The sequence below is a fragment of the Citrobacter freundii complex sp. CFNIH9 genome (genome assembly GCF_002903305.1).
In the GTDB taxonomy this organism is placed as follows: domain Bacteria; phylum Pseudomonadota; class Gammaproteobacteria; order Enterobacterales; family Enterobacteriaceae; genus Citrobacter; species Citrobacter portucalensis.
In genome coordinates this window covers 3879662-3892941 of sequence record NZ_CP026238.1, presented here as the reverse complement: position 1 = coordinate 3892941, position 13280 = coordinate 3879662, and the positions used below count along the sequence as shown (strand labels likewise).

At 49.1% G+C, this 13280-nt stretch carries 11 protein-coding genes; 9 read left to right on the top strand and 2 right to left on the bottom strand.

Annotated features, from left to right (window positions below):
- Nucleotides 1-9: 9 nt before the first annotated feature.
- Nucleotides 10-444, bottom strand: a complete 435-nt coding sequence (locus C2U43_RS19785) for a tripartite tricarboxylate transporter TctB family protein (protein ID WP_095533105.1) — start codon at nucleotides 442-444, stop codon at nucleotides 10-12.
- Nucleotides 445-458: 14 nt separating this feature from the next.
- Complete coding sequence (locus C2U43_RS19780) at nucleotides 459-1436, bottom strand: Bug family tripartite tricarboxylate transporter substrate binding protein (RefSeq protein WP_008785593.1); 978 nt, start codon at nucleotides 1434-1436, stop codon at nucleotides 459-461.
- A 153-nt stretch (nucleotides 1437-1589) separates the two neighbouring features.
- Here C2U43_RS19780 and tctD point away from each other — a divergent pair, with 153 nt between their 5' ends.
- The 9 genes from tctD (at nucleotide 1590) to C2U43_RS19730 (ending at nucleotide 13276) form a co-directional block, all read left to right on the top strand.
- Entirely contained in the window at nucleotides 1590-2264 is a 675-nt protein-coding gene (tctD, locus tag C2U43_RS19775) for a transcriptional regulator TctD (RefSeq protein ID WP_003826032.1), read from the top strand.
- Nucleotides 2251-3663 carry a sensor histidine kinase gene (locus C2U43_RS19770; RefSeq protein WP_048225208.1) on the top strand — a complete coding sequence of 471 codons (1413 nt, stop codon included), beginning with the start codon at nucleotides 2251-2253 and terminating at the stop codon, nucleotides 3661-3663. The genes tctD and C2U43_RS19770 overlap by 14 nt, the downstream gene beginning before the upstream one ends.
- A gap of 648 nt (nucleotides 3664-4311) precedes the next feature.
- Nucleotides 4312-5292: an IS5-like element ISKpn26 family transposase gene (locus tag C2U43_RS19765; RefSeq protein WP_000019450.1), complete on the top strand. Its 981-nt coding sequence runs from the start codon at nucleotides 4312-4314 to the stop codon at nucleotides 5290-5292.
- Nucleotides 5293-5405: 113 nt separating this feature from the next.
- On the top strand, nucleotides 5406-6734 hold the full coding sequence (locus C2U43_RS19755) for an undecaprenyl-phosphate glucose phosphotransferase (RefSeq protein WP_103285673.1): 1329 nt from the start codon (nucleotides 5406-5408) through the stop codon (nucleotides 6732-6734).
- On the top strand, nucleotides 6724-8010 hold the full coding sequence (locus C2U43_RS19750; RefSeq protein WP_103285672.1) for an outer membrane beta-barrel protein: 1287 nt from the start codon (nucleotides 6724-6726) through the stop codon (nucleotides 8008-8010). Before C2U43_RS19755 ends, C2U43_RS19750 begins: the two co-directional genes overlap by 11 nt.
- Before the next feature lies 1 nt (nucleotide 8011).
- Nucleotides 8012-8569, top strand: coding sequence for a polysaccharide biosynthesis/export family protein (locus tag C2U43_RS19745; RefSeq protein WP_003826038.1), 558 nt, complete (start codon nucleotides 8012-8014; stop codon nucleotides 8567-8569).
- Between the two features lie 2 nt (nucleotides 8570-8571).
- Nucleotides 8572-10701 carry a GumC family protein gene (locus C2U43_RS19740; protein ID WP_103285671.1) on the top strand — a complete coding sequence of 710 codons (2130 nt, stop codon included), beginning with the start codon at nucleotides 8572-8574 and terminating at the stop codon, nucleotides 10699-10701.
- Nucleotides 10698-11909, top strand: a complete 1212-nt coding sequence (locus C2U43_RS19735; protein WP_103285670.1) for a lipopolysaccharide biosynthesis protein — start codon at nucleotides 10698-10700, stop codon at nucleotides 11907-11909. Before C2U43_RS19740 ends, C2U43_RS19735 begins: the two co-directional genes overlap by 4 nt.
- A complete protein-coding gene (locus C2U43_RS19730) occupies nucleotides 11906-13276 on the top strand; it encodes a hypothetical protein (RefSeq protein WP_048215715.1) in 1371 nt (456 codons plus the stop codon). Before C2U43_RS19735 ends, C2U43_RS19730 begins: the two co-directional genes overlap by 4 nt.
- The last annotated feature ends 4 nt before the right edge of the window (nucleotides 13277-13280 follow it).

Sequence of the window (13280 nt, the reverse complement as noted above, 5' to 3'; positions counted from 1 at the left end):
GTTTCTCCGTTAACCCAGCCAGGCGCCGAGTGGTAAGGTGACGTCAAGCAGTCGGTCGAAGGCAAACCACAGCAGAATGCCGAGCACTGCGCCGGAAATACCCGCAGCCGGGATGGTTGCGCCGAACAGCATGCCAATCACCACGGTGAGAATGGCGGTGGCGATGGGAAAACCGAGCCACTCAAAACCCCAGGCGTACATCAACAGAACAATGACCATCGTCAGCAGCTTTTGCAGCACGTGGCGACGAGGCCAACTGATGGTGTCCGGATGGCGCAACAGCAGCGCCACGGCGCAGACCAGCATCAGACTGATAATGCCAAGCGGGAAGGGACGCGGCCCTACGGGTTCATAGCTGTATTCGCTGCTGATTTGCCAGGCCACGAACAGCCCGGCTATGCAGAGCAACAGCCAGATACCTGCGAAAATACGATCGCTCATCATCTTTGCCTCTGCGTTTACTTCGCCAGACCGAAGGCTTTCGCCTGCTCACGATAATCCGTGACCTGCTTTTTCACGTAGTCGTCGAGCTGTTTGCCGCTCATGTTGAACTCAAACAGACCGCGCAGATCGCGCTGCTTTTTAAACTCATCGGTCTGCTGGAGTTTGTTAAAGGCATCAACCCACCACTGATACTCGGCGTCGCTGACTTTTGGCCCAACGTAGAAGCCACGAATGATTGGCCACACGAGGTCATAACCCTGCTCTTTAGCGGTTGGTACGTTGGCTAACTGGCCCGGCAGGCGTTCATCAGAGAACACCGCGAGCACGCGGATTTTGTCGCCGCTGAGGTAAGGCACCATCTCACTGAGATCGCCGGAAACCACCTGTACGTGATTTCCCATCAATGCAGTAACCGGTTCGCCACCGCCCTCAAAGGCTACATAGCGCATCTTGTGCGGATCGACATTGGCTTTTTGCGCCAGCAGTGCCGACTTCATCCAGTCCTGGCTACCGATAGAGGCGCCAGCACCAATGACCACGCTGTTGGGATCTTTTTCCATGGCTGTCAGCAGATCTTTCAGCGTCTTCCATGGCGCGTCCTGGCGTACGGCAATCATGCCGTAGTCGGTACCCACACTGGCCAGCCAGCGGACATCATCCACGCCGTAGCGACCAAACTTGCCCTGTGACAGATTCAGCAAGGAGCCGCCGGAGAAGGCCACCACGGTGCCTGCTTCAGCCGGGCGTTGGGCAACAATCGCGTTATAGGCCACAGCGCCAACGCCGCCGGGCATGTATGTCACGCGCATCGGTTTTTCGATAGCGCCGGTTTCCATCAAACTCACCTGAATCAACTTACAGGTGAGATCGAAACCACCGCCGGGTTTAGCAGGGGCGATACATTCAGTGCGCGACGGCGCTTGTTCCGCCAGTACAGAGGTACTCATCAGTAAAATGCTTGCAGTAAGGGTACGAAATAACTGTTTTTTCATTGTTTATCCTCACACCGGAAAACCGGATTTTCAGGTACGGAAGAAGATTTTTGTGATTATGTGAGCCGATGTGTAGCAGTTCGGTTGCGTGATTGTTAAAACATTAACCTTTCAATTCCCTTTCAATGCGGCAGAAACTTTACAGGATGTGATATGCGTCTCTTATTAGCGGAAGATAACCGTGAGTTAGCTCACTGGCTGGAGAAAGCGCTAGTGCAAAACGGTTTTGCCGTTGACTGCGTGTTTGATGGCCTGGCAGCCGACCATCTTTTACATAGCGAAACGTATGCGCTGGCGGTGCTGGACATCAATATGCCGGGGCTGGATGGCCTGGAAGTCGTTCAGCGGCTGCGCAAGCGCGGGCAGACGCTTCCTGTCCTGCTGCTGACGGCGCGTAGCGCGGTGGCCGATAGGGTGAAAGGGTTGAACGTCGGAGCCGATGATTATCTGGCAAAGCCGTTTGAAATCGAGGAACTGGATGCCCGGCTGCGGGCCTTGCTGCGTCGCAGTGCGGGACAGGTGCAAGGCATACAGCAACTGGGGGAGCTGGCGTTTCACGATGAAGGCTATTTTCTGTTGCAGGGGCAGCCGTTGGCGCTCACGCCACGTGAACAGGCGCTGTTGACGGTGCTGATGTACCGTCGGTTGCGGCCGGTTTCACGTCAGCAGTTGTTTGAGCAGGTCTTCAGCCTGAGTGATGAGGTTAGTCCTGAAAGCATTGAGCTGTATATCCATCGCTTACGTAAAAAGCTACAGGGAAGCGATGTGCGTATTGCTACGCTGCGTGGTCTGGGCTATGTGCTGGAGCGTAGCGATGAAGTGGGTTAAACCCCAATCGTTGTACCTGCAACTGCTGATGTTTCTGGGCCTGCCGCTAATGTTGCTGTGGGGCCTGTCGGCATTCAACAGCTATGTCAGTGCGCTACAGGCGGCGACCCAGGCGTATGACCGGACACTACTCTCATCCGCCAGGACCGTCTCCGAGCGGCTGGTGGTGCGCAATAAACAGCTGGAAGTGAACGTGCCATGGGTGGTGCTGGACAGCTTTGAACTGAATATGAACGACCGACTGTATTACAAAGTGGTTGATCCGGCGGGGAAGGTTATCTCTGGTTATGACGATTTACCGGCGATGCCGCCTGCCACCTCGCGCACGCGTCTTTACCCGGCGCTGGCATGGTTTTATCACACCGAATATCGCGGTGAGGCAATCCGCGTGGCACGTCTTCTGCAGCCCGTCAATGAAGGCGGTATTGTCGGCATGGCGGAGATTTATGTTGCCGAAACGCTGCAATCGCGGCGTTATCTGGCGCGACAGCTGCTGTTTTCCTCGTGGGTTTCGCAAGGGCTGCTGGTACTACTGACTCTGGTGCTGGTTGGCTGGCTGCTGCGCCGGGTGCTACGCCCGATGCGCCAGCTGTCATCGCTGATGGTGCGTCGTGAGCCAGGCCTGCTGACGCCGCTGCCGGAGCTGCTGCCATGGTCGGAAACCCGTCTGCTGATTGTGGCATTCAACCGTTATCTGGACCGACTTCGCGGTCTGATCTCTCGCCAGGAGCGCTTCAGCGCGGATGCTTCCCATCAGCTCAAAACGCCGTTGGCGGTACTGAAAACTCAGGCATCGGTGGCTCTCGCCAGCGTCGAACCGCGGCAATGGTATGAGAGTTTACAAGCCATGAGTAGCACGCTCGATAATACCATTCAACTGACGGAGAGGCTGTTGCAGCTGTCTGCGGTGAAGCGCAAGGAGCAGGGGGAAAGGCATTTCTCGCCGGTTAATCTGTATGAGGTGGTGCAAACCAGCTGTTTTACCCGACTGGCGCAGTCGCGTAGTAAAGGGATCGATCTGGGCTATGAGGGGGAACAGGACGCGGTGTGGGTCGAGGGAGATGAAGTGCTGCTCGGTGAACTGTGTGGGAATCTGCTGGATAACGCACTGAAATACACGCCGTCGCAGGGGATGGTGACCGCCCGGCTGCAACGAGAAGGAGAGGCCGTGGTGCTGGTAGTCGAAGATAGCGGGCCGGGCATAGATGAGCAGATGGTTCATCAGGCTCTGCTACCGTTTCATCGTCTTGATAACGTTGGCAATGTCCCAGGCGCCGGAATCGGCCTGGCGCTGGTCAATGATATTGCTCGTCTGCATCGCACGCATCCTCAGCTAACGCGTAGTGAGACATTAGGTGGGCTGAGGGTTCGGGTACGCTTTTTAAGCGTTACCGTATGAGGTATTCATGGCGATGATATTTGTTGTTTAATTATAATAAAAAGTAATTAATTGTATTATTAATATCATTTGAAATGTTGTCGTAAGGCAGCTGTTTTTTATTTTAATTACGGTATTAAACAGCAACTCTAAGGTGATTCAACGTCACTGAAACAATACTTTTGTGCAATTTATCATACATAAAACATTTTTTCATAGACCATGAGATGTTATCTGTCAATAGCGAAAATGTTGTTAAAGGTTATCTTTTTTGCTGAGGTAGATAAAACTTCTATTGATGTCATCTGCATTAAAATCATATAGATACGATTTCACTGGGGAGTGTTGTCACAGTAATGAGTATTATTTTTTACATTTACTGACAATGTACCATTGCGTTTTTTAGACTTGTGATATAATTAGCAACATGAAATGAGAAAAAAACAATTAAAGATCAATAAATAATGGGCTGAGATATGCTTAAAAAATCGCTAAAGATTAGCAGCCAAGGATATCCAGTCTTTTTAAAACTGGTCGATTTCATTGTTATCAATGTGACGTTAATTTTTAGCGCCCATCTGCTGGGTTTGGTGCCCTTTAAGGAAGGTGCGAACAAGTTCCTGATATGAGATCATCATATTCATCCGGAGCGCATCCCAGAGGGACATCATGAGCCATCAACTCACCTTCGCCGATAGTGAATTCAGCACTAAGCGCCGTCAGACCCGAAAAGAGATTTTCCTCTCCCGCATGGAGCAGATTCTGCCATGGCAGAATATGACCGCTGTCATCGAGCCGTTTTATCCCAAGGCGGGCAATGGCCGACGGCCCTATCCGCTGGAGACCATGCTGCGTATTCACTGCATGCAGCATTGGTACAACCTGAGCGACGGTGCCATGGAAGATGCCCTGTACGAAATCGCCTCCATGCGCCTGTTTGCCCGATTATCCCTGGATAGCGCCCTGCCGGATCGCACCACCATCATGAATTTCCGCCACCTGCTCGAGCAGCATCAACTGGCCCGTCAATTGTTCAAGACCATCAATCGCTGGCTGGCCGAAGCAGGCGTCATGATGACCCAAGGCACTTTGGTGGATGCCACCATCATTGAGGCACCCAGCTCTACCAAGAACAAAGAGCAGCAACGCGATCCGGAGATGCATCAGACCAAGAAAGGCAATCAGTGGCACTTTGGCATGAAGGCCCACATTGGTGTCGATGCCAAGAGTGGCCTGACCCACAGCCTAGTCACCACCGCGGCCAACGAGCATGACCTCAATCAGCTGGGTAATCTGCTTCATGGAGAGGAGCAATTTGTCTCAGCCGATGCCGGCTACCAAGGAGCGCCACAGCGCGAGGAGCTGGCCGAGGTGGATGTGGACTGGCTGATCGCCGAGCGTCCCGGCAGGGTAAAAACCTTGAAGCAGCATCCGCGCAAGAACAAAACGGCCATCAACATCGAATACATGAAAGCCAGCATCCGTGCCAGGGTGGAGCACCCGTTTCGCATCATCAAGCGGCAGTTCGGCTTCGTGAAAGCCAGATACAAAGGGCTGCTGAAAAACGATAACCAACTGGCGATGTTATTCACCCTGGCCAACCTGTTTCGGGTGGACCAAATGATACGTCAGTGGGAGAGATCTCAGTAAAAACCGGAAATAACGCCAGAAATGGTGGAAAAAATAGCCTAAATAGGCTGATTCGATGTGTTTGCGGGAAAAAAATCGGCCCAGATCCGCGAAATTTTAATCAGCGAGTCAGCTTGGGAAGAAATGACCTGCTTATTCGCACCTTCCTTAACACCATTGCCATTTTGAGTCTTCTCTTCTCAATCTTTTTCTTGCTGTTTGCTGAATACATTAAAATGTACCAGCAAAAGATTAAGACGATCGGTTTACGTAATCAAAAGCGCTTGGTTTTTTGTACGCTGCTGGCGATTTTTTTTAACGAACTGGTCAGTATGACGGTGGCTGAACCTGAGTCACTGGGCTACTTAGACAGACTGCCTTCCCCTTTTTATTCAGCCATTATTTACTGGTACTTCATTCCATTACCTTTTCTTTACTACATTCGTTTTTTTATTTTTAAGTATTCAACGAAAAAGAGTATACGCGTGGCGATTATTGGTCTGACCGACAATGGTCTGGCCGCAGAAACCGCGCTAATGAATGAATACGCCAATATCACATTAGATCTGGCCTTTTATGATGAGCGCGCCTTATCTCGCTGTGGCGATGTCGTTGATAAGGTTAAAAGCCCCTTTCGTGGTCCGGTGATCAATCTGGTCGAGGAAGCCAAGAAGGGAAACATAGACGAAATCTATATTGCTTTACCGATGGTTGCTTTACATCGCATTCGTCACTTTTTGGCCATGATGTCAGACACCACCGTAGATACCTATATTGTCCCTGACTTTTATACCTACAGTAACAACATGTCCAAGTTACGCTCCATCCACAATCTGCAAACTATCGGTATTTTCAGTTCACCGTTCGAAGGGGCGGGCTCGTTTATTAAGCGGGCGGAAGATTTGGTTCTTGGCAGCATCATTATGGTGATGATTTCCTCCCTGATGCTGGCGATTGCCATTGGTATCAAACTCACGTCCCGTGGGCCGGTTTTTTTCAAACAGGACCGCTATGGCTTGAGTGGGCAAAAAATTAAGGTCTGGAAGTTTCGTTCTATGCGCGTCATGGAGAATTCCGATACGGTTATTCAGGCCACTAAAAACGATCCGCGGGTAACCAAATTCGGGAGCTTTTTGCGCCGCACTTCGCTGGATGAACTTCCGCAATTTATTAATGTTTTGCAGGGAAGTATGTCGATTGTCGGTCCCAGACCTCATGCGGTTACGCATAATGAGCAGTACCGCAAACAGGTCGAAAATTACATGATTCGCCATAAAGTTAAGCCAGGGATCACTGGGCTTGCGCAGATCAACGGATTCCGCGGGGAGATCGATGCGCTTTATAAGATGGAAAAAAGGGTTCAGTACGATATTGAGTACATTCAAAACTGGTCGTTATGGCTGGATATAAAAATTATTATTAAAACTATTTTCAAAGGATTTGTCGGTAAGAATGCATACTAAATTACTCGTTATTACCGGAATCGTGATATCGCAGTCCGCATGGGCTGATTTAACACCGAAATCACACATTGGCTTTGCGGGGATAGACTTCCAGGGCAAGGTCGCTGTGGACTACGGTTATAATGATAACGTGTCTTATCAGCCACATAGCAGTGATGCTATCGGTTCCTCGTTTCAGAGTGCGGCGCCCGTTCTGAGTATGATTGGAGAGCGTGGTCAGGATAAGTATTTGCTGATGTACTCCGGGGATTATCGTAACTACTCAAGCGATTCTGCTGATAACTACAACGATCATTTTTTCCGTTTTAACGGTGCCTGGCGGTATGGGCTCAAGCATGGCTTAACCCTCAATCTGGAGGATTCGCTTGGGCATGAATCCCGCGGTCGTGACATCACCGAGGGTTTTTTACCGAGCCAGTTTGAACAGTATGGGATTAAATCTCCGCTGACGACGAATTTTATCAATAGTGAATTGCGCTACAGCTACGGTGCGCCTGATGGTCGCGGCAAAGCGGAACTGGCGTTGTTATACAAAAAACTGACTTTCGGTAACACTTCTGATGTTCAGGACAGTAGTGAAGACTTCTACAATTATATTCAGGAACAGGAATGGCATGAAAATAGCCTGATAGCGGAAGTTTTTGACCAATACTCATCCAGAACGCGCTTTCGCTATAGCTTTATTACTAACCAGCGTCGTTATGATAACAACTCAGAAAAAGACACTAATGAGTATTATTTGCTGTATGGCCTGAAGTCGCAGTTGACGGGGAAAACTAATGTCGACATGAATATTTCATGGCTTTATAAAACATTTGAAAACAACGCAAACTCGCATGATTTTAATGGTCTAAACTGGGACATAAAAGCGGAGTGGAAGCCGTTACAGCAGTCTGTTTTCACGGCCCACTCTGCGCAAAGCATTAAAGACCCATCGGAAGTTGGGGGATATATTTTAGTGACCCAGTATGGCCTTTCTTACCAGCATTTCTGGTTAGGTACTCGTTTTTCTACTTTATTGGACTACTCATTCACTTCGGAAGACTATAAAAAACAGAACAAGGATCGGCATGATAAAGATGGCGTGTTTAGCGTCACCATGAGCTATGACTACACGCCGTCGGTTAATTTTGAGATTAAATATCAGATAGATACATTAAATTCGAATAAGGATACTGACTCGTTTTATATCGGTCCCAACGACAATCAGGAAGTCATTAGAACGTTGGGTTATGATAATTCTATGATTATGCTTAAAGCTAAGGTTCAGATCTAAAATGAAAATAATAGAACTGTGCGCGGTTTTGCTATTCAGTATCCTGTTGGTCGGATGCACAGCGTCCAGCCCGCGATTAATGGACGATCCTGCTACAGTTCAACAGGATTACCGACTTGGGGCGGGGGATACGGTCAATATCGCTGTTCATGGTCAACCCGATATGACGATGCGGTTTATTTTGGATAAGAGCGGGGAAATTAATTTCCCGTTTGTTGGTGCTCTTAAATTACAAGATAAAACCGTTGATCAAGTGACTAAAGAATTAACTCAACGCCTGACCGGAGATTATTTTACATCTCCAATGGTGACGGTGAGTATTGCCGAGTTCCGCAAATACTATGTTTCAGGTGAGGTAAAAAGTCCAAATGGCTTCGCTTATGAGCCAGGGCTTACCGTCGAGAAATCTATTGCGCAGGCGGGTGGATTTACAGATCGTGCTGACCGAAAAGATATCAACATTCGCCTGTCAGGGAGCAATCAGCTGCTTGAGAATGTCGATTTAACGCACTCTGTTCATCCTGGGGATGTCGTGATTATTGGCATGGGGTTCTTCTGACGATGAAACTATCAATAGTGGAAAACGGCAAAAAACGAGAAAGCAGTGTCGAATTCTCCCGCTTTGCCAAAGAGCTGAAAAAGAACGCCTGGAAAATCGCGCTGGCCGGTATCGTTGCCGGGGTCGTCGCGTATCCGTTAATCAGCATGATGTCCTCAAAGTATGTTTCAACGGCGACGGTGCTGATTAAGGCGCAGGCTGATAACGTTTCTCCGTTTCCACAGGTTGATGGTTTCGATTCAACACGCAGTGGTTACTACGAAACACAATATGCGTTGATGCATTCACGTATTGTGCTGGAGCAAGCCGTACGTGATATGAAGCTGGATGAAAACCCGGAGTTTACCGGGGAAAAAGCCGGTGCTCAGGGGGCTGATAGCAATGAAAGTCGGCAACTGAGAATGGAGCAAGCGCTGAAAACGTTATCGAAAAACCTGAATGTCATCGGTATTCGCACGACGAACCTGGCTTCCATTACCTATGAATCAACTTCGCCTCAGGTAGCGGCTGATATTGCCAACGGCGTCGCGCAGGCTTTCATCAACTATACGGTGGAGCAGAAACGTCTGAAGGTGGAGAAAGCTCGCGAACTGAATTTTGAAAAAATGGAAGAGATTCAGAAGTCGATAGCTAAGCAAAAAGACGAGATGGACAGCTATCTGAAAAATGCCGGGCTGCTGACCTTCCGCGGTATCGATGGTTTTGAAACCGAGCAGTTAAGTATCGTAACTAATCGCCTGGCCGATGCGACCCAGCGTCGGGTTGCCGCTGAATCCGTCTATAACGAGGTGAACGGGGGAGGTAAGTCCCTTGAGAGCGTTATCTCGCTGCCTTCGGTCTCTAACCACGCTCAGATCCAGGATTTGCGCATCGCGTTGATTCAGGCGCAACGAACGTTGTCCGAACAGCGTAAAGTCTATGGGCCAAAAAATCCCGCTATTTTAAAAGCAGAAGCCGATGTTCAGTCGATCCAAAGCCAGACCGGGCGGGTATTGGGCGAGCTGAAAGTCGGTTTACGTCAGCAATATCTGGCGGCGCTGGCGGACGAAAAAAACTATCAACAGCAAGTGATTGAGCAGAAAGAGATCTTCCAGAAAATGGCGTCAAAACGGGATGCCTGGAACAGTCAAAAGCTGTCGTTAGATAAAATGGAAGACCTGTATAAATCGCTTTATCAACGTACTCAGGAGTTGTCGCTGTCCGGCGTGAATGCCGATGCGGTGTTATACGACCCTGCGGTACCCGCGTTAAAACCGGCGAAACCGAATAAATCTTTATTGTTGCTGATGGTGGTCATGCTGGTAGTGGTGTTCAGCATCATGTATTTCATTGTCAAAGCGGCAATGGATAACTCAATCGGTACCCTCAGTCGCATGAAAAAACGGCTCAATGTTGTTCCGCTGGGTGAAATTCGTCGTTTTAGCGGAACCTCAGGGCGCGCACAGGTGCGGGACATGATCATGAAGAACCCGCTTAATGCCGATATTGTGCACGGTATCCGTACCCGGATTATGCTGGATAATCGACCTTTACAGACGCTCGCCGTGGCGTCGACGGAGCACGGCGATGGGCGTTCTTTGTTGGCGAATCTGTTAGCGAACTCTTTTAGTTTCGACCAGAAAACACTGCTTATTGATGCAGATTTCTTTAACACTGGTGGGCTCACATCCGAGCTGGCGTCAGCTACATCCGCAGGCTTAGCGGAACTGCTGCGCGGGGAGACAGAGCTTGAACAGGCGAGGATCAAACTCAGTGATAACCTCGACTTTATTCCACACGGCAAGAACACCATCTCATCTTTACTGATGCTGTCGTCGGAGCATGTTGAACTCTTAATGCGCGAGTTGAAATCGCATTATCAGCGCATCATTATTGATGTTGCTGCCGTGAACCAGAGCCAGGATGTTCAACTGATCAAACGTGCCGTCGATGGCGTTGTTTTCATTGTGAAAGCCGGGGCGGGGTCCGCGGGACAAATAGCCAACGCGCTGGATAAGATCGAGGAAAATAACGGCGTGGTGATTGGTGCGGTGCTCAATGCAGTTGAAGAAAAGGATCTTGAGACACAAGAGGGTCTGCGTTCACTGAACTTCAGTACCGATCAACTGATGGCAACGCCAGGCCGCGTATGAGTCTACTGAAGAGCGCTTCCACAATAGCCGGTTCATCAGTCATCTCGCAGTTGATTGGTGCACTGTCTATTTGGTTGATTTCACACAAGTACGATATGGCTGAAGTGGGGCTTTATGCGCTCAACTACAGCATCGCCGTGGTGGGCGCTCAGGTGTGTACCTTTGCATCACAGCTGTTAATTCCTAAACAGCAGGATGACGAACTGGTGCAGAATGTTGTGTTTTGCCTGATCCAAAGCACGATCATTGCCTTACCGTACGCTGTGCTGACCGCGTGGCTGTTTCACCAGAACATTCTGTTCCTCTATTTACTGACGCTGGCAACGGCGTGGGTTTTAATCTCGGAAAACCTGTCACTACGCACGGCTAACTTTCGTTTTCTGATCTTCCAGCGTATTTCTGTCTCTGTGGTGGTATTACTTTCGGTTCTGGTTACGCACCATGTACAGCTGTTTTATTGGTCGTGGGCCTGCGCGACGATGGTGCTGACCATAAGCTGTATTTTGCATTCGTTTGATATTCGTTCGGTGGCGGCCAGACATCTGCGACCCGCCAGTAATTGGCATTTTTTCAAACAGAATATTCATCACATTACCAAAGTGGGCAGCGCGGAAGTGCTGGCGATGGCCAGCAGCAATTTGCCTATTATGCTGATTAACTTTTGGTTCTCGGCGCTGACGGCGGGTTATTTTTCCGTGGTTAGCCGCTTTTGCCTGGCGCCGGTGGTGATCATCGGGAATGCGGTGCGCAATACTATTTTTTCTAAATGGTCTATCGACTTCAGAAATAATACCTTCAACTATCAGGAGTATACCAGGGTACGTATGCTATTGCTGGTACTAGGGGTTATCTGTACCCTTGGGGTTTTTATTTTCTATCCGATTGTGATGCGCCTCGGCTTTAGCGAAGACTGGATAAACTCCATTGAGACGTCACGCTACATGTTGCCCTATTTATTCCCGGCGCTGGCGATAAGCCCTCTGACGGTGATAGAGCTTATTTTTGGTTCCCATCGCTATTTTCTGCGTATCCAACTGGAACAGCTGGCGATTGTACTCTTCGCTTTTGTTGTGACGCCCTATTTTTATAAAGATTATGCAACGTCGGTCATCTTGTTTTCTTCACTGACATTTATTCGCTACGCCTTCATTTATCTGAAAATGAATAAGCGGGCCAATCTCCTGAAAGACAAGCCGGTGATACTATGACGCTGAATACCGGATACTATTTACAGGTTTATACCTTTGTCACGCTGATCCTGTGTGGCCTGGTGCAATACTTTACCGGCATGCAGTCAGTGCTGTGGATACCTTTTTTCCTGACCCTGTTGATGGTGGGATTATTGGTGATGCAGACGCGTGATGGCTCCTTACATCTGGATGCCCAGGAGACGATTGTCCTGGCGTTGTACTTTTCGTTTCTGGTGCTGGCTGGAGCATCGACGCTGATTCAGGGCGGGATCACAGTCGCGATTGTGGCATTTAAAAACGAAATTGCGCTGTCGCTGGTGATGATCTGTTTGCTGCTGGGCTTTTGCAGGGAATCACAGATTTACCGCGCAACGCGCTATCTGTATTGGGTGTTTTACGCGCAGATTCCGGTAATGATTTATCAGGTTTTACTGGTTGTTCCCCAGCGTGTTGCGGTGCGCGGCGAAGATGAGAAATGGGACTCCGTGGTTGGCACGTTTGGCGGTGACCCCATGGGAGGCGGGAATACTGCCGCAATGGGTTTGTTTTGCCTGTTAATTATGTTGTTAAAAGTCTCCGAATATAAGCATGGGCTCACCACGTTCAAGTCCATGGCGCTGCATATTGTTCTCGGTATCGGGTTATGCATCATTGGTGAAGTGAAGTTTGTCATCCTGCTATCGCCTATATTCCTGGCGTGGGTGTGGCTTTCACCGAGCTACGTCAAAGACGTTAGTAAGGTCAATCTGAAGACGTTATTGGTTATTGTGGCGGGAATGCTGTTGCTTATTAGCCTGTCGATTGTGATCCTCGCATACTATTATTCTACAGCGTTCGGTGGCGATCCATCGAAAAGCTCGTTAAGTATTTTTATCGACTCCTTAAGCTATATCTTTGATCCGAACTACATTATGTCTACCGGTGAGTTAGGGCGCTTTACGACGTTCCTGTTCTGGTTGAAAAATAACGATCTGTGGGGGCTTTCAGGAACGTTATTTGGCTACGGACTCAATGCCACTAACAGTGGTAGTACGGTGTCGCCGGGCTTTTTGAATATTATCTACAACTTAATTCTCGACTCGACTTCCCTGAGTATGCTGCTGTGGGAAGTTGGGGTGATCGGCACGTTACTCTTTATTAGCTTATTCATTTATATCCTGAAAGTTTGTCAGCCAAAGCCATTACTGATGCTTGAGCAACTGGACCAGCAGGATCTTCAGTTGTTGAGCTTTGCACCGGCGTTTAACGCTTTTGCGATTGGTTGCTTAATTAGCTTACCTTATAGCCAGATACTGATGATTACACCGATGTTACAATTCCTGTTCTATTTATCACTAGGATCAAGTTTAGTGATTCGTCGAACCGTCCTTCGCTGCGTAGGGTAATTGT